General features: G+C 32.4%; 19 protein-coding genes. 10 read left to right on the forward strand and 9 right to left on the reverse strand.

The window, feature by feature from the left end; translation table 11 throughout:
• Positions 1-120 precede the first annotated feature (120 nt).
• Together miaA and HN894_02025 are read right to left on the reverse strand one after the other, a co-directional pair.
• Positions 121-1,017 carry a tRNA (adenosine(37)-N6)-dimethylallyltransferase MiaA gene (gene miaA / locus HN894_02020; protein ID MBT7142086.1) on the reverse strand — a complete coding sequence of 299 codons (897 nt, stop codon included), beginning with the start codon at positions 1,015-1,017 and terminating at the stop codon, positions 121-123.
• 24 nt (positions 1,018-1,041) lie between these two features.
• On the reverse strand, positions 1,042-1,554 hold the full coding sequence (locus HN894_02025; protein ID MBT7142087.1) for a hypothetical protein: 513 nt from the start codon (positions 1,552-1,554) through the stop codon (positions 1,042-1,044).
• A gap of 402 nt (positions 1,555-1,956) precedes the next feature.
• Here HN894_02025 and HN894_02030 point away from each other — a divergent pair, with 402 nt between their 5' ends.
• The 8 genes from HN894_02030 (at position 1,957) to HN894_02065 (ending at position 11,607) form a co-directional block, all read left to right on the forward strand.
• Positions 1,957-2,637, forward strand: coding sequence for a DNA alkylation repair protein (locus tag HN894_02030; protein MBT7142088.1), 681 nt, complete (start codon positions 1,957-1,959; stop codon positions 2,635-2,637).
• 8 nt (positions 2,638-2,645) lie between these two features.
• Positions 2,646-4,700: a tetratricopeptide repeat protein gene (locus HN894_02035; protein ID MBT7142089.1), complete on the forward strand. Its 2,055-nt coding sequence runs from the start codon at positions 2,646-2,648 to the stop codon at positions 4,698-4,700.
• A 442-nt stretch (positions 4,701-5,142) separates the two neighbouring features.
• The gene (locus HN894_02040; protein ID MBT7142090.1) at positions 5,143-6,036 is read left to right on the forward strand and encodes a cytochrome c; all 894 of its coding nucleotides are present in this window, start codon (positions 5,143-5,145) and stop codon (positions 6,034-6,036) included.
• Between the two features lie 33 nt (positions 6,037-6,069).
• Positions 6,070-8,859 carry a nitrate reductase catalytic subunit NapA gene (gene napA, locus HN894_02045; GenBank protein MBT7142091.1) on the forward strand — a complete coding sequence of 930 codons (2,790 nt, stop codon included), beginning with the start codon at positions 6,070-6,072 and terminating at the stop codon, positions 8,857-8,859.
• A 12-nt stretch (positions 8,860-8,871) separates the two neighbouring features.
• A complete protein-coding gene (napG, locus tag HN894_02050) occupies positions 8,872-9,678 on the forward strand; it encodes a ferredoxin-type protein NapG (protein ID MBT7142092.1) in 807 nt (268 codons plus the stop codon).
• A complete protein-coding gene (napH, locus tag HN894_02055; protein MBT7142093.1) occupies positions 9,671-10,471 on the forward strand; it encodes a quinol dehydrogenase ferredoxin subunit NapH in 801 nt (266 codons plus the stop codon). The genes napG and napH overlap by 8 nt, the downstream gene beginning before the upstream one ends.
• Before the next feature lie 31 nt (positions 10,472-10,502).
• Positions 10,503-11,102 (forward strand): nitrate reductase cytochrome c-type subunit; periplasmic nitrate reductase electron transfer subunit, encoded by a 600-nt coding sequence (locus HN894_02060; protein ID MBT7142094.1) that lies wholly within the window; start codon positions 10,503-10,505, stop codon positions 11,100-11,102.
• 145 nt (positions 11,103-11,247) lie between these two features.
• Positions 11,248-11,607 (forward strand): chaperone NapD, encoded by a 360-nt coding sequence (locus HN894_02065; protein MBT7142095.1) that lies wholly within the window; start codon positions 11,248-11,250, stop codon positions 11,605-11,607.
• 17 nt (positions 11,608-11,624) lie between these two features.
• Here HN894_02065 and HN894_02070 read toward each other — a convergent pair whose 3' ends face one another.
• From HN894_02070 to HN894_02100, 7 genes are all read right to left on the reverse strand, one after another.
• Complete coding sequence (locus HN894_02070) at positions 11,625-11,990, reverse strand: hypothetical protein (protein ID MBT7142096.1); 366 nt, start codon at positions 11,988-11,990, stop codon at positions 11,625-11,627.
• Complete coding sequence (locus HN894_02075; protein MBT7142097.1) at positions 11,987-12,505, reverse strand: thioredoxin; 519 nt, start codon at positions 12,503-12,505, stop codon at positions 11,987-11,989. Before HN894_02075 ends, HN894_02070 begins: the two co-directional genes overlap by 4 nt.
• Positions 12,506-12,527: 22 nt before the next feature.
• On the reverse strand, positions 12,528-13,388 hold the full coding sequence (locus HN894_02080) for a UbiA family prenyltransferase (GenBank protein ID MBT7142098.1): 861 nt from the start codon (positions 13,386-13,388) through the stop codon (positions 12,528-12,530).
• Between the two features lie 212 nt (positions 13,389-13,600).
• Positions 13,601-14,149 carry a 2-oxoacid:acceptor oxidoreductase family protein gene (locus HN894_02085; GenBank protein ID MBT7142099.1) on the reverse strand — a complete coding sequence of 183 codons (549 nt, stop codon included), beginning with the start codon at positions 14,147-14,149 and terminating at the stop codon, positions 13,601-13,603.
• 39 nt (positions 14,150-14,188) lie between these two features.
• On the reverse strand, positions 14,189-14,965 hold the full coding sequence (locus HN894_02090; GenBank protein ID MBT7142100.1) for a 2-oxoglutarate oxidoreductase: 777 nt from the start codon (positions 14,963-14,965) through the stop codon (positions 14,189-14,191).
• 40 nt (positions 14,966-15,005) lie between these two features.
• Complete coding sequence (locus HN894_02095) at positions 15,006-16,091, reverse strand: 3-methyl-2-oxobutanoate dehydrogenase subunit VorB (GenBank protein ID MBT7142101.1); 1,086 nt, start codon at positions 16,089-16,091, stop codon at positions 15,006-15,008.
• A 30-nt stretch (positions 16,092-16,121) separates the two neighbouring features.
• The gene (locus tag HN894_02100; protein ID MBT7142102.1) at positions 16,122-16,346 is read right to left on the reverse strand and encodes a 4Fe-4S binding protein; all 225 of its coding nucleotides are present in this window, start codon (positions 16,344-16,346) and stop codon (positions 16,122-16,124) included.
• 419 nt (positions 16,347-16,765) lie between these two features.
• Between HN894_02100 and HN894_02105 the strand changes: the two genes are divergently transcribed.
• Together HN894_02105 and HN894_02110 are read left to right on the forward strand one after the other, a co-directional pair.
• Positions 16,766-18,199 carry a TolC family protein gene (locus HN894_02105; protein MBT7142103.1) on the forward strand — a complete coding sequence of 478 codons (1,434 nt, stop codon included), beginning with the start codon at positions 16,766-16,768 and terminating at the stop codon, positions 18,197-18,199.
• Positions 18,200-18,268: 69 nt separating this feature from the next.
• On the forward strand, positions 18,269-19,600 hold the full coding sequence (locus HN894_02110) for an efflux RND transporter periplasmic adaptor subunit (GenBank protein MBT7142104.1): 1,332 nt from the start codon (positions 18,269-18,271) through the stop codon (positions 19,598-19,600).
• Positions 19,601-19,608 lie beyond the last annotated feature (8 nt).

Genomic DNA, 19,608 nt, shown 5'->3' on the forward strand with positions numbered 1-19,608 from the left:
AAATTTTAACAATACAACTCAATTAGGGACAAAATTTGCATCCATTAAATTTCTATTTAATGACAAAATAAATATATCATTAGGTAGCAAAGTAGAAAATTAAATTAAAAAATAGTACGTTTAGCTTATATATAGTTTCATTTCCTTAAGCTGAGATGGTTGAAACCAAATTATATTGTTGTCTCTACCAAACCACGACAATTGCCGTTTTGCGTAACGTCTAGAATTTCGTTTAATAAGTTCAATAGCTTTCTCAAGCGAAATATTTTCGTCGAAATATTCAAACAATTCTTTATAGCCTACTGTGTTTAAGGCATTCAATTTTCTGTATTTATACAAATTTCTGGCTTCATCAAGCAAACCTTTACTAATCATCAGATCAACCCGCTTGTCGATTCTTTCATAGAGAATTTTTCTGTCGCAATTCAAAGCAATTTTTGCAATATTAAATTCACGCTTTTTGCTTTTTTTCTTTCTGAAAGAAGTATAGGTTTTTCCGCTGCTCATGCACACTTCTAATGCTCTGATAATCCGTTTATGGTTTTTTAGGTCAACTGAATTATAATATTCAATATCAAGGTGTTTTAACTCAAATCGCAAACTTTCAATTCCTTCATCTGCAAGTTTTTTTTCCAAAGAATTTCTTAATTCGAGATCAACTTTTGGCAAATCATCAATCCCATGAGATATCGCATCCATATAAAGTCCCGAACCTCCCACCATAAATACCATATCGTATTCCAGAAACAATCTATTTAACAATTCTAATGAGTCCATCTCAAACATGCTCACATTATAGTAATTGTGAATGCTTCGGTTGCCAATAAAATGATGTTTTACTTCAGCCAACTCCTGCTTGGTGGGCATAGCAGTGCCAATTTTCATTTCGTGATAAAATTGGCGGGAATCAGACGAAATTATCTCACTCTTAAAAAAATTTGCCAATTTGATAGCAAGGCTGGTTTTCCCTATTCCTGTGGGTCCGCATATTTGTATTAAGGTTTTATTTTGTTTCAATTTTTTGAACGAGCTTCAACAAACTTACAAATAATCATCATAATCATCAATATTATCGAAACCTATTTCATCTTCAAAATCATCATCGTCAAGTTCTCCTTCGGTAAGAAAATCGAAATCAGCTTCCTTGTAAACTATCTGAGGCGGAGGAAATCCTTCACTTTTCACACAATACGGGTATTTTCGGTTTTTAACTTTCGAAGACGATTCTACTAATTCAATAAAAAATCCTCTTTCAGAGAAAAAATCGAAAACGTAGATCATTCTCTGTTTTTCATCTTTAATAAAATTTTTTAAAATAGCATCTTCCATCAATATTTTACTATCGGTAGAATCAGACATGTCAATCAGAGTAATTTCTTCACCTTTCTCCCAATTTTTATTACAAATAAAAAAAGATGAAAGCTGAGTTTTGTCATATTTGCAAATTTTTTGAATTAATTCGTGTAATTTTTGAAAGCTATGAGTAGGTAAAATTTCTATTACAAGCAGGAAATCATCTTCCTCTTCAGATAATATTCTTAATGTATAAAGCATTGTATATTAATATTATAAAAAAAAAGTCCCGACTAAAAGTCGGGACTAAAACCACTAATCATGAAAAAAATAACATTTTCATCAATCAAATTATTAACCCAATTCAAAATTACTACTATTATTTCTTTTTCCAAATATTTTTTTTAATCATGGAAAATAAAAAATCTAAATATCATGTAATCTATTGTATTTCTGCAACATATCACTTTATTAATTTAATGAATTTAACAAAACCCAAAAAAGTTGAAAATCGAAATTAGTATGAATTATTAATGTCCTTTTATGATTTTTTCTTACAGTAATGAAGAGTTTCAAATTCTTTATTGAAAAAATGAAAATAATTAAAATTTTACGATTTACTGTAAAAACTGTATTTTAGGCAAAAATATATTTTTTTGACTTATGGTAGAATATTTAAAGTGTTTATCCGAAAAGTATAAGGCAAATGCAAATAGCGAAAATGCCCTTCCAATGAAAAAATATATGCGTAACCAATTTGAATTTTTTGGCATTAAAAACCCCGAAAGGAAAATTATTGACAAACAATTTTTTGCCGAAAATGGGCTTCCTGAAATTTCCGATCTCGAAAAAATAATAAAAAGTGCCTGGAATTTGCCAGAACGAGAATTTCAATATTTCGCTATGTTTTTGCTTGACAAGATGAAAAAGCAATTCGATGAAAAAGTACTAAATTTATTAGAATATTTGACTTTAGAAAAATCGTGGTGGGACTCTGTCGATTTTCTTTCAGCAAATATGTTTGGATATATGTTTCAGCGTTTTCCTGTTTTAATTCCAGAATATACAGAAAATTGGATGGCTTCTGAAAATATGTGGTTACAAAGGACTTCAATACTTTTTCAGCTAAAATATAAAGAAGCCACCGATTTAGAATTGTTATCGAATTTTATACATCAATTATCTTCATCAAAAGAATTTTTTATTCAGAAAGCAATTGGTTGGGAACTTCGTGAATATTCAAAAACTAACCCTCAATGGGTGATAGATTTTGTCGAAAATAATAAATTGGCATCATTAAGCAAAAGAGAAGCTTTGAAAGTTATTAACAGAAACAAAAAGTAAAATCGGAAATGAAAAAACAAAAGCAAAAAACAAAATATCCAAACAAAAGCGAAAAAACCCAGACCAAAAAACTTGAGAAAACTCCGCAAAATTTGCGAAAAAATTATCTGGCAATTTTAATCATTGTTGTTGTATGTTTTGTTTTGTACGGTAACACAATTCCATTTGGTTATGCTTTCGACGACACAATAGTAATTAGCGGAAACGAATTTACACAAAAAGGATTTTCGGGAATCAAAGAAATATTTACTTACGATTTGTTTGCTGGCTATTACGGCAAAGATAAAAATATGGTAGTTGGTGGCAGGTATCGCCCGCTTTCACTACTGACATATGCAATTGAATATCAGTTTTTTGGAGAAAATCCGCATATAAATCATTTTTTTAATGTGTTACTTTATGCACTTTGCGGAATAATGATTTACATCGTTCTTTCCATGCTTTTTAAACTAAAATTTGCAAAAACCTTTCATCAGCAAAAATGGTATTTTTCTATTCCTTTTTTAGTTGCAGTATTTTATGTTGCACATCCTGTACATACCGAAGTTGTTGCTAACATTAAAGGGCGCGATGAAATCCTGGTTTTACTGTTTTCGCTAATTAGCCTTTATTTCAGTTTCAAATATCTGGAAAAATTAAAACTGAAATATTTATTTATCAATTTTTTCATTTTTTTCCTTGCACTCCTGGCCAAAGAAAATACAATTACTTTTCTTGCAATTATCCCACTTTCGGCATATTTTTTTTCAAATTATAAAGCCAGAAATATTCTAATTTCGATTATTCCTTTAATTTTAGCTTCTGTCGTTTTTCTTATCATCAGGCAAAGTATAATTGGAACAACACCCGAAAAACTTGAAGATGAACTGATGAATAACCCATTTCTCGGAATGAATTTTACAGAGAAATTTACAACTATTTTTTATACACTTGTGGTTTATCTTCGTTTAATGATATTCCCTCATCCACTGACAATTGATTATTATCCATATCATATTCCGCTTGTTAAACTTACTGATTTGAGAGGAATATTTTCTTTTCTAATTTACTTAGGATTGTCAGTTTTTATTATTCGAAATTTTAAGAAAAAATCAATATTTGTATATAGCCTTCTATTGTTTATAATTACACTTTCAATTGCGTCGAATATACTTTTTCCTATTGGAGTATTTATGAACGAACGATTTATTTTTATTTCAAGTTTAGGATTTTCTCTTGCATTTATATATTTTTTGATTGAAATAATGCCAAAAATTATCAAAAACAAAAAAGTCTATCAAGCTACTTTTCTTTCAATGATGATGATTGTGTTTTTACTTTATTCAGTAAAAACTATTTCGAGAAATCGGGCTTGGGAAAGTAGTTTCAAACTTTTCACAAACGATGTTCACATCTCAGCAAACAGTGCTAAAGGAAACGGACTTGCAGGCGAATATTATTTAATAGAAGCTAAAAATACGGAAGATGAAAAATTGCGCGACGAGTATTTTCAAAATGGAATTAAATATCTGACACGTGCAATCGAAATTTATCCTAAGCATGCAATTGCTCTTTACAATCTTGCAGCAGCACATTTTCAGTATAACGAAAACTACGATGAGGCAATTAAAGTTTACAAAAAGATATTGGCAATAAGTCCGTACGAATCAAAGGCATTTCAGAATATTGCCATAATTCTTGCGAATAATAAAGATGTTGATTACAAAATGAAGGTCTTTTCAGACTTATTGAAAATAAATCCAAATACATTTGAAATAAATCTTGAAATAGGACGATTACTTTTGATGAATAAAAACAAAACTCAAGAAGCAATTCCTTATCTTGAAAAAGCTGTTAGTTTGAACAATCAGAGTTTTGTTGCACTGAACTCGCTTGGTGTTGCATACAATAAAACCGGAAAAATTAAAGAGTCTGCAAAAATATTTGAAGGTTCGTACAAATTAAGACCAAATGACATTCAAATTGTTCAAAACTTGGGAATAGTGTACCAACAACTTGGGCAAAATGAAAAATCTAAACAATATTTTGACAAAGTGAAAGAATTGCAAACTAAAACTAAATAAATTTTCTATCTTTACTGACTAAGTTTATTGAATTTTACAAAAAAATGTGATGGGCACTTTTACGTTTTTTATTATTATAATAGGTATAGTAAATTTGATATTCATTTTTAAATGTGTGTATTCAATAAATACTGTAAGCTCTTCGACGAATTTCTATTATTGTTCGTCTTGCGAAAAAGCAGATAAAAAAATCTAAAGGTTAACATCCTTGTAGATCTACTTTTAATGCTACAATCAATTTTGTGGACAAAAACATATAAACCGTTTCATCTATACTAAAATTATCAAAACTATTGGAATATTGAATACAAATAAATTCTTATTTCCAAAAAAACAAACTCTTTTCAATATTTTAAGAATTATCATAATTTTTTCATAAAATAATATTATATTCGCCACATTATAAGATTGACATATTGAAATACTTAAATACGTAAATGTAATGAAAACTTATAGAACAATTCAAGCTTTAATTGCGCTGCTTCTACTATCTATGCCAAGCTTCTCACAATGGGAAGTTCCTGAGAAAAAACAAAAAGCCAATCCACCCTTTATTTTTAACAGACAATCTGTTAAGGATGGAAAAGTTATATATTATAAACATTGTTCGAGTTGTCATGGCGATATTGGGAAAGCAAATTTTCAACCATTAACACCGGCTCCTGGAGATTTAGGTTCAGCACAAACAGAAATAAATACTGATGGAGGATTATTTTATAAAATATCCACAGGAAAAGGACTGATGCCAGTTTTTAAAGATGTTCTCACAGACAATGAAAAATGGCAAACAATTTCATATATGAGAAATTTCCATACCAATTATGTTCAAAAACTAAATGTAGAGGCTAAAGCTGAAAAATGGACAGGCGGCGAGATTATATTTCAAATTTCAAATTTAGAGTCTTCAAAAAAATGCAGAATAAAACTTACTGGTGACAATGGAGAAAAATTTATTCCAATTGAAGGAGCATCCATTGGCATTTTCACCGAAAGAATGTTTGGAACTATGCAAATTGGTCAAACATTAGAAACAGACGAATATGGATTTGCATCACTACCATTCCCTGAAAATCTACCTGGAGATGAAGAAGGAAACTTGAATATTACTGTAAAACTTTTAGACGATGATATTTATGGAGAAGTCTCAACAACAGAAATCTTAAAGATTGGCAAACCAAAACAAGTTACAAATATTTTAGAAGGCACACCCATATGGTCAGCAAATAAAGTTCCGTTTTGGATACTATTTTCGTATGTAGGAATTATCTTACTCATGTGGGGAGCAATGATTTATGTCTTACTTTCCATACTAAAAATAAAGAAATACAATATATAATAACTAACTATTTATAAATTAAAATGAAGTGAAATGACTTTAACCAGACGAGAATTTATTAGAAATTCTGCGGTTGCATCTGCCGCAGTAACTATTGGTTTGAGCGTACCAATGGATTTATCTGCAGCGCAGAAAACTGCGGAAGGAGGTTGGAGATGGGACAAGGCTGTATGTCGATTTTGTGGTACAGGCTGCGGACTGATGATTGCAACAAAAGATGATAAAATAGTTGCAGTAAAAGGAGACCCAGCTGCACCTGTAAATAGAGGACTAAACTGCATAAAAGGATACTTTAATGCAAAAATTCAATACGGCGAAGACCGATTGAAAACACCCCTATTGCGAGTTGATGAAAGCGGAAATTTTAGCAAAACAGGAAAATTTAAACCTGTTAGTTGGAAAAGAGCCTTCGACGAAATGGAAAAACACATTAAAAAAACTCTCCAAGAACTTGGGCCTACAGGCTTAGCAGTTTTTGGTTCTGGTCAATACACTATTCAAGAAGGTTATGCAATGTCGAAACTTATGAAAGGAGGTTTCCGTTCGCACAATCTAGACCCAAATGCTAGACACTGTATGGCTTCTGCAGTTGCAGGTTTTATTCAAACTTTCGGAATTGACGAACCATCGGGAACATACGACGATCTTGAACTTACAGATACAATTGTTACCTGGGGAGCAAATATGGCTGAAATGCATCCAATATTATGGTCTCGTGCAACTGATAGAAAACTATCTGATCCCGACAAAGTTAAAGTAGTAAACCTTACAACATTCACAACAAGAACTTCTGACCTTGCCGATATAGAAATTGTGTTCAAACCTCAAACCGATTTGGCATTATTTAATTATATCGCCAGAGAAATTGTTTACAATAATCCAAAATCAATCGATTGGGATTTTGTGAATAATCATACGGTTTTTGCAACCGGACCAGTAGATATTGGCTATGGTATGCGCGGACCATCGCACAAAAGCTTTACCGATGCCGAAAGAGAAACAGTAAAAAAACAAGAAAAGAAAGTTCTATCGAAAGCAGAAGGGACAACTTTAGCTTATCTTGGATATAAAGAAGGCGATACTCTTGAAATGAAAAATGCTGCTGTTGCTAAAAAGCATTGGATTATTAGTTTCGAAGAATTTAAAAAAGGATTAGCACCATATACTTTAGATTTTGTTGCAAATCTCGCAAAAGGAGATCCAGATGAATCTATAGACGATTTCAAGAAAAAACTTAAAACACTTGCCGATTTATATATGGAAAAAGGCAGAAAGGTTGCAAGTTTTTGGACTATGGGTATGAATCAACATACACGTGGAACATGGGTAAATGAGCAAGCATATATGGTTCACTTCTTACTCGGAAAACAAGCACAACCCGGAAACGGAGCATTTAGCCTTACAGGACAACCTTCGGCATGCGGAACTGCTCGCGAAGTTGGAACATTTGCTCATAGATTACCATCCGATATGGTTGTAGCAAATCCTGCCCATAGAGAAATATCTGAGAAACTTTGGAAAATCCCTAAAGGCACAATCAATCCTAAAGTTGGCTCACACTATACAAAATTGAATAGAGACATTGAAGACGGCAAAATTAAATTTGGTTGGATAAATGTTTGTAATCCTTATCATAATACAGCTAATGCAAACCACTGGATAAAAGCAGCACGGAAAATGGATGTTTTTATGGTTTGTAGCGATAGCTATCCAGGAATTTCCGCCAAAGTTTCCGACTTAATCCTACCTTCATCAATGATATTTGAAAAATGGGGTGCATACGGTAACGCTGAAAGAAGAACTCAGCATTGGAAACAACAAGTAACACCAGTTGGAGATTCAATGTCAGATATATGGCAATACATGGAACTGGCCAAAAGATTTACATTAAGAGAAGTTTGGGGAGTACAAAAAGTTCCGGGATTAGAAGGCGGTTTACCTGATGTTTTAGGCGGAGCACAAGAAATGGGATACGACCCAAATGCTACTCTTTATGATGTTCTGTTCGCAAACAAAGATGCAAAATCATATGACGCGAACGATCCTATTGGCTCAGGTTTTCAAAATTCAAATGTATTTGGCGACAAACGAAATGTTGTCGGTTCAGACGATAAACCATTTAAAGGCTACGGATTTTTTGTTGAAAAATACCTATGGGAAGAATATAGACAATTTGGAATTGGAAACGGACACGATTTAGCTGAATTTGACAGATACCATCATAATAGAGGTTTGAAATGGCCAGTAGTAGATGGAAAAGAAACAGAATATCGATTTAATGCAGACTACGATCCATATGCCAAAAAAGCAGGAACAGGGAAATTTGCATTCTACGGCAAAGCTCTTAAAAAAATGCCACAAGGTACAATTACCGGAGCCGATGGAAGCAAAGATAAGATAGATCTTTCTAACAAAGCTAAAATCTTTTTCCGTCCGTATGTTGACGCTGTTGAAATGCCCGATAAAAAATATCCTTTCTGGTTGTCAACCGGAAGAGTACTTGAACATTGGCACAGTGGAACAATGACAATGAGAGTTCCAGAATTGTATAGAGCAGTTCCAGAAGCCTTATGTTATATGCATCCAGAAAATGCTGCTGAAATGGGAGTGCAACAAGGAGACCTTGTTTGGATTGAATCAAGAAGAGGCAAAATTAAAGCTCACATTGATGTAAGAGGAAGGAATAGAACACCAAAAGGACTTATTTATGTGCCATGGTTCGATGAAAAGGTATTTATCAATAAAGTTTGCCTCGATGCAACATGCCCAATTTCAAAACAAACAGATTTCAAAAAATGTGCTGTCAAAATTTATCCCGCATAAAAATCTGAAAGTATGACTGAAAATCCAAACAATGGTGAGCGTCGAAATGCACTAAAAACAATGTTCAAAGCAGTTGGAGGATTGTTTGTAGGTGGAGCCACTTGGGGTAGTTTTGTTGAGCAAGCAAAAGCTCAGGAATTAATTTTACGACCACCGGGAGCAATTGATGAAAAGGATTTCTTGAAAGCCTGCACTAAATGTGGAGAATGTGTTCAAATTTGTCCATACGACACATTAAAACTTGCATCAATCGACGATGAAGCTTTAATGGGAACTCCATATTTCAACGCACGAGAAATTCCCTGCTATATGTGCCCCGATATTGTTTGTGCAACTGTATGTGCACCAAAAGCTTTGGATATTACTAAGTTATATAAGAATACAGAAGAAAATGATCTTTCACTTGATGTGAATAAATCGAAAATGGGTGTAGCCATAATCGATCAAGAAAATTGTCTTGCCTTTTGGGGAATACAATGTGATGCCTGTTTTAGAGCTTGTCCTTTGATTGACAAAGCTTTAATTCAGGAATATTCCAGAAATGAAAGAACTGGTGCTCACGCAAAACTCACACCAAAGGTAGATCCAAATTTCTGTACAGGTTGTGGAATTTGCGAGCATGTTTGTATTACAGAAAGATCATCAATAAAAGTTCTACCTACGGAAGTTGCTTTAGGAAAAGTGAGCGATCATTATATAAAAGGATGGGATAAGAATGATGAAAAAAGAATGAGAGTGAAAGATGAGAAACCTGAGGATAAAAATGTTGTTCCGGCCGAAGATTATTTAAATGATTGGGAGGATTTATTGAATGACTAAAAACAGCAATAGATATATAATTATTAGGAGAATATTACAAATCTCAATAATACTTCTATTTATAGCAGGAAATATTTTTAGCGTGAAAATCCTTTCCGGAAATTTAAGTACTGCTCATGTTTTTAATTCATTTTATTTGGTCGATCCTCATGCCACCCTGCAAATTTTGTTTTCAGGATTTATTATTGGAACAGAAGCACTAATTGGTGCTTTGATTATTTTTTTGTTTTATTCAATTATTGCCGGCAGATCGTTTTGTAGTTGGGTTTGCCCAATAAATATCATTTCCGACTTTGCCCTTTTGCTGCGAAAAAAGTTTAAGATTGATAGTAATTATATCACATTTAATAGAAAAACAAGATATCTAATGTTGATTCTTGGATTAATTTTATCAATAATTACTTCGGTTGCAGCTTTCGAATTGATTAATCCGATAACAATAATTTATCGTTCAATAATATTTGGTTTTAGTTTTGGATGGACAGTAATTTTCCTAATTCTTTTTTTCGATCTTTTTGTGATGCGAAATGGTTGGTGTGGTCATCTTTGTCCTTTAGGTGGATTTTATTCACTAATTTCGAAAATTCACATAATAAAAGTTTATCACAAAGTAGATAATTGTACAAGTTGTGGAATTTGCTTCGATGTTTGTCCAGAAGTTCAAGTATTAAAAATAATTGGAGTAAACTCCGGATTTGTTTCTTCAGGCGAATGTACAAATTGTGGTCGTTGCGTAGAAAAATGCAAGGACGATGCTCTAAAATTTTCAATTAACAAGTTTAGTTATAAATAAAAAAAGTAAAAATCATTTAAAAATTATACTGATGAAAAAATTTTTAATTTCAAGTTTAGTATTAAGTATATTCTTTCTAATAGGATGTAGTAATAGTGCAGAAGTAAAAACCGAGGCAGTAAAATTGCTTAGTGAAGAAGAAATTGGTTATCGAACCAGCAATTTATACGAAGAAAATGTTGCACTTGGTTCAATGGCAATATACTCAGGTGAGATTGCAGGAAGTAGCACGAATATTGATCGTTCATTCGAGAATGCTCCGCCACTAATTCCACATAGCGTTGAAGGGCAATTTCCGATAACGATAAAGCAAAACACATGTATAGAATGCCATGCTCCGGCAGTTGCCGATTCGCTGAAATCTACGGCAATGCCAGCCTCACATTTTTCCGATTACAGACCTAAACATTCGTTAGTAAAAGGTCTGTTTATTCGTAAAACCGGAGACAATGAAGTTTCTTCAAAATCTCTTGGCGACAAAATGTATCTCGGAAGATACAATTGCTCTCAATGCCATGTCCCACAAACTGATGTTGCTGTTGAAATACAAAACAATTTCGAAGCTTTATTCAGAGATTTAAAAGATAATAAAAACTCTAATCTCAATAAAAACATGAATGAAGGAATATAGATTACCTTTTTCAAATCTATATATTTATTGTACTTAAATAGTAATAGCTCAACGAGTATTAAAGGCGTAACTTACATCTTTTAATGCTCGTTGTGTGTTTATTTAAGGAATAAAAAGCCGAATTGCAAAAAAAAATGAAAATAAAATGAATATTTCGAGCGCAGTAATTAAAACACTTCCGGATTCAATTAATGAGGTGATAGAAATAATAAAAGCAAGCAATTTATGTGAGTATCACCTTGATGATGGAAAAGGAAAAATAGTTGTTTCTATTGAAGGAGAGAGCATTGACGATGAAATAAAAGCAATTAATGAGCTAAAAAAAATACCTAAAGTAATTAGTGCAGACATAGTTTATTCTTATATGGAAGACGAAATTGGTGAGGAAATTGCAAAACTCGAAGAAAACGAACTTGTCCCACCCTGGCTAAACAACGATTCCATCAGAGCAGAAGATATAGATTATAAAGGAGAATTGAAGATTAATAAAAAGAGGAAGCAATAGTTGCATTCTTATGTAATCTATAAATGTATATAGAGAAACTCTAATTCGCCGTATCTTAGCCGTAGAATAGTATTTGTAAGATTTTCAACTTTATAAGTATTGTTTGTAATTAATATCTCTGTTTGGTTTTCAAAGAATTTCCAATTGCTGATAAACTCATCTTGTTCTGTAATTTTCAAAAATGTCCCGTCCAAATAAAAAGTATAAGTATAAAATTCTACTTCTATAACAGAATTCGTACTCAAATCCACAAGTGAACTCAACTGCCATGTTTGGCTTGTAAGTAATTTTTCACGTTTCTGAAGTATGCCTTTTTCGCAACTTACACAAAGGAAAAGGAAAAACACAATTCCTGAAATAGAAAATATCCTTTTGAACATCATTTATTTTCAACAATTTCTATCAAGTCCTTTTCAAGCGAAACTTCCGGGGTTTCAATTATTCTGCCAATTTCATTTTCATCTATGTAGAAAATGAATGTAGGAACCAGTTTGATTTGCAAATTTGAAATGTCTTCTTGCTTAGCTTTCTTCGAAGTATCTATACTTATCAACGAAAGCTTGTTTTCATCGAATTTCAGATAGTCTAATATTTTATAAAACCTGGGAACTTCCCTCCTGCTGTCGCAACACCAAGTGGCGAGAACAACTTTTATTTCAATTTTTGATAGTTCATTCTCATTTATTTTTGATAATGTTTCTTTGTCTAAATTATATGTCCGATATTCTTTTTTAAACCACTTTTTGAATGCTTTGCTTTTTAGTCCTTTTCTGTCGCATTTTCCAATTAGGATTTCTTTTTTAGCTTTTTTATCAACAACTATTTTGTTGATTTCCTGAGAATTTCCAATTTTTGCAAAAAAAAGAAACACGATGAAGATTGATAATAATGTTTTCATAACAAGCAGTTCAAGAGAAATATCAAATTTTTAAATAAAAATCAAAAATAACGAAAATAGCAAAAACCACACTTGCAATTCCATTTGTCGTAAAAAATGCAAGATTTATTCTGCTCAAATCATCCGCTTTTACAATAAAATGCTGATAAAATAATAAGACTATAAAAATCAGTGAGCCAATCCAAAACAATAATCCAAAACTTCCATAAAATCCAACAAAAACAATCAAAAGAGCTACAATAATATGTATTGAAAACGAAACTTTCAAGGCTTTAGGTTTCCCTAAAAAAGCTGGTATCGACTTAAGGTTTTCCAGATTATCAAATTCTTCGTCCTGAAGAGCATAAATAATATCGAAACCACTTACCCAAAAAAGTACTACAAACGAAAAAAGCACAGGCAATAGTGCAAATTGCTCACTCACAGACAGGTATGCCCCGATTGGAGCAAGCGAAAGTCCCAAACCTAAAATAAAATGACAGATTGAAGTATATTTTTTTGTGAGGCTATAAGCAAGAATTATAAATAATGCAACAGGCGAAAGCCAAAAAACCAATTCATTTATAAAAAAAGTTGACGAAACGAACAGCAACGAATTTATTATTACAAATAATATTGCAGATTTTTCTTTAATAATTCCTGCAGGAATTTCTCGATTTGTTGTCCTCGGATTTTTTTTGTCTATTTTTCTGTCGGCAAAACGGTTGAAGCCCATTGCTGCATTACGTGCAAAAATCATACATAAAACGATGAAAATAAGAATTTTCCAATCAAAAGAATTTTCAGTTTGATTTATTGCAAGAAAAAACCCAATCATTGCAAATGGCATTGCAAAAATTGTATGACTAAATTTTACTAAGGATAAATAATTTTTTATTTGCATTAATGAATTTTTATTTAAAATTTCAGGTAAATCTAATTTGCTATTTTCAGAAAACAGGAAATAACAAAAAAGTCCATCAAATACTTGACAGACTTTACTTTTTCAATATTTATTTTGAAATATCAATCCTTCTTATTAGCAATATTATTGTTGATGCTCAAAAAATCAGTATCAACAATACGAGTTAAAATTACTTACTGAAAATTGGTTCATTAAACCTGAACTTCCTGAGTATTTTCCATACCCATTTTTATTGCACTTTCGTTTAGTGGAATTAATTTGTGATAGCGTTCGGGTAACGATTTTTTAAGACCTTTTATCACATTTTCCATTTTAACTATTGGCTTAATTTTCAAATATGCACCCAGAACAATCATATTAAAAATCTTAGTATTTCCCATTTCGGAAGCTTTTTTTGCTCCTTCGATAGTGTAGATTTTAATATCTTTTCTTGTCGGATGTTTTGTAATTCCGTTTGGGTCGTATAAAAGTACGCCTCCCGTTTTCACGGTTGATTCGAATTTATCCATCGACTGCTGATTAAGGATAATTGCCGTATCAAAGAAGTTTAAGATTGGCGAACTAATCCTTTCGTCGCTCAAAATAACAATAACATTGGCAGTTCCACCACGCATTTCAGGACCATACGATGGCATCCAGCTTACTTCTTGTTCTTGCATTATCCCAGAATAACCAAGAATTTTTCCCATAGATAAAACTCCTTGGCCACCAAATCCGGCTATTATAATTTCTTCGGTCATTTTATATTTTTTTATTTGTTATTCTATTCAATCTGAGAACTATTTAACAAAATTCCCATCTACTTTAATATCTCCTAAAGGATAGAAAGGAAACATGTTTTCTACCATCCATTCGTTCGATTTTACTGGTGTCATTTTCCACCCCGAATTGCAATTCGAAACTACTTCAACAAAAGAAACTCCATTGTTTAGTTTTTGGTTTTCAAATGCTTTTCTGATTGCTTTTTTTGTTTTTCGGGCATTTCCCGGAGTATGAACTGCTTGTCTGGTTACAAAATTTGTTCCGGGCAATTGCGCAACTAATTCAGTAATTTTTAAAGGATTACCCATTGAAGCAACATCTCTTCCGTAAGGTGAGGTTGAAGATTTCATTCCTGGAAGAGTTGTTGGAGCCATTTGTCCGCCAGTCATTCCGTAAATTCCATTATTTACAAAAACAATAATAATATTTTCGCCACGGTTGCATGCATGAATTGTTTCGGCTGTCCCGATTGCTGCCAAGTCTCCATCGCCCTGATAGGTAAATACATATTTTTTTGGCCAACATCTTTTTATTCCTGTAGCAACTGCCGGTGCTCGTCCGTGTGCTGCCTGCTGCATGTCGATATTCATAAATTCATAAGCCAATACTGAACATCCAACAGGTGCTATTCCAATAGTATCTTCTCCTATTCCCATTTCATCAACCACTTCCATCATTATTCTATGAACCGTGCCATGTCCACATCCGGGGCAATAGCTTAGTGATTTGTCTGTCAGAAATTCGGTTTTTTTAAATACTAAATTTTCTTTCTGAATTATTTCGCTTATATCCATTATACTGTATTTTAAATTTTGAAAATAAAATTACATTCAGCTATGCTGAAATTACTTTTTGTTCCAATGCTTCAAGAACTTCTTCCGGAGTCGGAACTATTCCTCCATATCTTCCAAAATGCTCGACTTTGGCTTTTCCGTTTGCGGCAAGGCGAACATCTTCTACCATTTGTCCGGCGCTCATTTCTACTGATAATATACCTTTTACTTTTTTTGTCATCTCTTCGATTTGCTTTTTCGGAAATGGGAATAATGTTATTGGTCGAAGCAAACCAACTTTTAATCCTTTCTCTTTTGCTAACTCTACTGCTTTTTGACAAATTCGGGCACTTGAACCATATGCTACCATAGCATAATCGGCATCCTCGCAATTGAATTTTTCAAATCTTACTTCCTCTTCCTCCATCTGTCTGTATTTTGACTGAAGATGATGATTGTGTTGTTCTTGTTTTGCAGAATCTAAATCTAAAGAAGTGATAATTCTTCTTTCTTTATCTTTAGATTTTCCGGTAGTTGCCCATGTGTATTTTTCTATTAATTCTTCATCAGTTAGTCTGGGAGTATAATCCATCAGCTCAACTTTTTCCATCATTTGTCCAATCACTCCATCCGTCAAAATCATAATTGGAGTTCTGTATTTAAAAGCAAGATCAAATCCATCTTTTGCAAAATCTGCCATTTCTTGTACTGATGATGGAGCTAAAACTATCATCTTATAATCTCCATGTCCTCCACCTTTCACAGCCTGAAAATAGTCGGCTTGCGAAGGTTGAATAGTTCCCAGTCCTGGGCCTCCTCTCACTACATTTACAATTACGCAAGGAATTTCGGCTCCTGCCATATATGATATTCCTTCTTGTTTCAAACTTATTCCCGGGCTTGAAGACGAGGTCATGGCTTTTTTCCCGGTTGCACCAGCCCCGTAGCACATATTTATTGCAGCTACTTCGCTTTCTGCTTGTAAAACAACCATTCCTGTTCTTTCTTCAGGATTTTCTGTCATTAAGTATTCTATTATTTCGGATTGAGGTGTGATAGGGTAGCCAAAATATGCATCTACCCCTATACGAACAGCAGCTTCTGCTATTGCTTCGTTCCCTTTCATTAATCGTAATTCTTTCATTATTTTGAATTTTTTACATTAAACTTTTTGCTGTTAAACTCTTTTTCTGTAAACTGTTATTACTGAATCAGGACAAACTAATGCACAACTTGTGCATCCTGTACAAGCTTCTGGATTTTCCATGTAGGAATAATGATATCCTTTCCCATTTACCTCTTTTGCCATGCCAATGACTTGAGTAGGACAAGCAACAGAACATACTTCGCATCCTTTGCAATTTTCAATATCAACAACAATAGCTCCTTTCACCTTTGCCATTTTATATGTTTTTTATTTATAATACATTAAAAAAATTGTGGTCAAAATTAGTATTTATTTTGATATATATACATGATTTTTAGCATTTTTTTTGACAATATAATATGCTGTATATCAATAATATATCTTCATGTTTGCCGTTTGAAAATTATTTGTTTTCAAATTCTATTATAAATTATTTTAATAGTTTGTAATTTATAAAATAATATTCTAAAAATTTGCTAAAAAATAAATTTCGAAATTTGTATATTTATTATACTTTCTGACAATTTAAATGTTAAAAATAAATTTGAAAATTCAATCAAAATGTGATGTAATCATTTAATTTTGACAAATATTTTTTAAAGTAGTTAGTTTAAAATAAATTTGTAATATTATCGTATTATTTTTACAAATATTAAAATTGTAATTTATTGATTATGAAATTATTAAAATTAGTTTTTATTCTTAGTGCTATATTTTTAGTATCAAAAAACGGTTTGTCGCAAGAAAGGTGGTCTCTCGAAAAATGTATTGACTACGCATTGGAACACAATATTCAAATAAAGCAACAAGAATTAAACGCCAAATATTCGGAAAATTTATTAGTTCAATCGAAATTAAACTTATTGCCAAGTTTGAATGGAAATACTTCATTGAATAATAGTTTTGGTCGTTCGGTAGATCCTTACACTTATGAGTTTACAACAGAAAATGTCCAATCAATGAATTTTTCGTTAAGCAGTAGTGTAACTCTTTTTAGTGGTTTACAAAAACTCAATGCCATCAAACAAAACGAGTTTAATTTACTTTCAAGTTTGCAAGATGTAGAAAAAACAAAAAACGATATTGCACTGAATATTACTGCCGCATTTCTTCAAATATTATTTAACGAGGAGCTTCTTGCTGTTGCACAAAAGCAACTCGAAATTACAAATATGCAAGTTGAACGAACAAAAAAATTAGTTGAAGCCGGAAGTTTGGCAAAAGGAAGTCTTTTGGAAATTCAAGCTCAACAAGCATCCGAAGAACTTCAAGTAGTTAATATGGAAAACCAAATAGATATCTCATTTTTAACTCTAACTCAATTGTTAGAATTGGAAAGCACAGAAAACTTTGAGATAGAAAACCCAAATCTGCCTGATGTAGATGAATCTGTTTCTCTATCGAAGGTTTCTTCCATTTATCAGCAAGGAGTTTCTTCCCTACCTCAAATAAAAAGTGCCGAATTTCAACTTTTAAGCTCTGAAAAAGCACTAGCAATTTCCAAAGCTATGTATTACCCTTCTTTGAGTTTAAACGCCTCGATTTATTCAGGGTATTCAAACAATGTGCAAAAATCAATTTTTTTCACAAGTTTGGTTGAAAGCCAACTTATTGGTCACACAGCAGGAGGTGAAGAGGTCTGGTCTGAAGAATATTCCTCTATTTCTCAAACTTATGAGTCATATCCATTCTCCGACCAAGTAAAAGATAATGCATACAAATCATTAGGTTTTAATTTGTCGATACCGATATTCAATAACTGGCAGGTTCAGACAGCTGTAAAAAACTCAAAAATTGCTTTATTAAATGCTGAATATAATCTTGAACTTCAAAAAAATGTTTTATACAAAGAAATTCAAGTGGCTCATACAGATGCAATTGCAGCTCAAAAGAAATTTATTTCAACAAAAAAAGCAGTTACTTCAATCGAAGAATCATTCAGATATACTCAACAAAAATTTGATGTTGGCTTGGTAAATTCTGTTGATTATAATGTTGCTAAAAATCAATTATCTCAAACCCAATCGGAGCTTTTGCAATCGAAATATGACTACATATTTAAAACAAAAATATTAGATTTTTATAATGGAAAACCAATAGTTTTATAATCAACACTGCATACTTAAAGTTCTGTTTTTTAGTTAGTTGAAATAAGTATTATATAAAATAATCATATAATGAAAAATAATAAAATTCTCAAGTATTTAATTATTGTAGCAGTTGTATTTATCATTCTTGCTTTAATAGGAAAAAAGGCAGGCTGGTTTGGCAAAGCTGATATCATAAAAGTAACTACTGAAAAAGTCTCGAAAAGGAACATAATTGAAACTATTACTGCAAACGGGAAAATTCAGCCTGAAACAGAAGTAAAAATCAGCCCAGATGTATCTGGCGAAATTGTAGAGCTAAACATAATGGAAGGCGATGAAGTTGAAGAAGGAAAACTCTTGCTCAAAATTAAGCCCGATATTTATTTATCAAATTTAGACAGAGTAAAAGCTTCGCTTAATTCTGCAAAATCAAATCTCGCAAACTCAAAAGCCCGACTTGTTCAAATTGAAGCTCAATTTAAGCAAGCAGAATTATCATTTAAACGAAATAAAAAACTGTGGAATCAGAAAGCAATTTCGGAAGCCGAATGGGAAACAGCCGAATCGTCATTTTATGTTGCAAAAGCCGAAGTAGAAGCAGGCAGAGAGACAGTAAATTCTGCCGAATTTGCAGTTAAAAGTTCAGAAGCTTCGCTCAAAGAAGCAAAAGAGAACCTCACCAAAACAACAATTTATGCTCCTATGAATGGAACCATTTCTAAACTTAATGTAGAAAAAGGTGAAAGAGTGGTAGGAACAGCTCAAATGGCAGGTACAGAACTCCTTAGAATAGCCAATTTGAACAAAATGGAAGTTAAAGTTGAAGTAAACGAAAACGATATTGTTAGAGTCAGTTTATTTGATACAGCCATTATTGAAATTGACGCATATTTGAAAGAAAAATTTAAAGGAATTGTTACAGAAATTGCCAACTCTGCAAATACATTGGGAGTATCGACCGATCAGGTTACAAGTTTCGATGTAAAGATCCTTATACTTCAAGAATCCTATAAACATTTGATTCCTACAGATAATCCTAATTTTTATCCATTCCGTCCTGGCATGTCTGCAAATGTCGATATTGAAACCCATATTGAAAAAGATGTTTTAAGTATTCCTATTCAGGCAGTTACAACTCGCGAAGATACAAGTCAGCTTGCCGATAGTCTAAAAACTTTTGACAATAAGTTTGAAGAAGAAATGATGGAAGTTGTTTTTGTCTATGAAGATGGAAAAGTAAAGCTACGAAAAGTCGTTTCAAGCATCCAAGACAATAACTATATTAGAATTGACAGCGGATTGACTGCTGACGAAGAAGTTGTAGTTTCGCCATATAATGCAATTTCAAAAAAGCTAAAAGACGAAAGTGTAGTTGAAAAAGTTGATAAGGAAAAACTCTTTACCGATGAAGATGAGTAACCTGTTTT

The sequence above is a fragment of the Bacteroidota bacterium genome, from assembly GCA_018692315.1.
GTDB lineage: Bacteria > Bacteroidota > Bacteroidia > Bacteroidales > JABHKC01 > JABHKC01.

Excerpts from the sequence above, each read along its gene's own strand:
- HN894_02025 (MBT7142087.1), bottom strand. The coding sequence starts at position 1,554 with ATGCTTTATACATTAAGAATATTATCTGAAGAGGAAGATGATTTCCTG.
- HN894_02030 (MBT7142088.1), top strand. The coding sequence starts at position 1,957 with ATGGTAGAATATTTAAAGTGTTTATCCGAAAAGTATAAGGCAAATGCA.
- HN894_02035 (MBT7142089.1), top strand. The coding sequence starts at position 2,646 with ATGAAAAAACAAAAGCAAAAAACAAAATATCCAAACAAAAGCGAAAAA.
- HN894_02040 (MBT7142090.1), top strand. The coding sequence starts at position 5,143 with ATGAAAACTTATAGAACAATTCAAGCTTTAATTGCGCTGCTTCTACTA.
- napA (MBT7142091.1), top strand. The coding sequence starts at position 6,070 with ATGACTTTAACCAGACGAGAATTTATTAGAAATTCTGCGGTTGCATCT.
- napG (MBT7142092.1), top strand. The coding sequence starts at position 8,872 with ATGACTGAAAATCCAAACAATGGTGAGCGTCGAAATGCACTAAAAACA.
- napH (MBT7142093.1), top strand. The coding sequence starts at position 9,671 with ATGACTAAAAACAGCAATAGATATATAATTATTAGGAGAATATTACAA.
- HN894_02060 (MBT7142094.1), top strand. The coding sequence starts at position 10,503 with ATGAAAAAATTTTTAATTTCAAGTTTAGTATTAAGTATATTCTTTCTA.
- HN894_02065 (MBT7142095.1), top strand. The coding sequence starts at position 11,248 with ATGAATATTTCGAGCGCAGTAATTAAAACACTTCCGGATTCAATTAAT.
- HN894_02070 (MBT7142096.1), bottom strand. The coding sequence starts at position 11,990 with ATGATGTTCAAAAGGATATTTTCTATTTCAGGAATTGTGTTTTTCCTT.
- HN894_02075 (MBT7142097.1), bottom strand. The coding sequence starts at position 12,505 with ATGAAAACATTATTATCAATCTTCATCGTGTTTCTTTTTTTTGCAAAA.
- HN894_02080 (MBT7142098.1), bottom strand. The coding sequence starts at position 13,388 with ATGCAAATAAAAAATTATTTATCCTTAGTAAAATTTAGTCATACAATT.
- HN894_02085 (MBT7142099.1), bottom strand. The coding sequence starts at position 14,149 with ATGACCGAAGAAATTATAATAGCCGGATTTGGTGGCCAAGGAGTTTTA.
- HN894_02090 (MBT7142100.1), bottom strand. The coding sequence starts at position 14,965 with ATGGATATAAGCGAAATAATTCAGAAAGAAAATTTAGTATTTAAAAAA.
- HN894_02100 (MBT7142102.1), bottom strand. The coding sequence starts at position 16,346 with ATGGCAAAGGTGAAAGGAGCTATTGTTGTTGATATTGAAAATTGCAAA.
- HN894_02105 (MBT7142103.1), top strand. The coding sequence starts at position 16,766 with ATGAAATTATTAAAATTAGTTTTTATTCTTAGTGCTATATTTTTAGTA.
- HN894_02110 (MBT7142104.1), top strand. The coding sequence starts at position 18,269 with ATGAAAAATAATAAAATTCTCAAGTATTTAATTATTGTAGCAGTTGTA.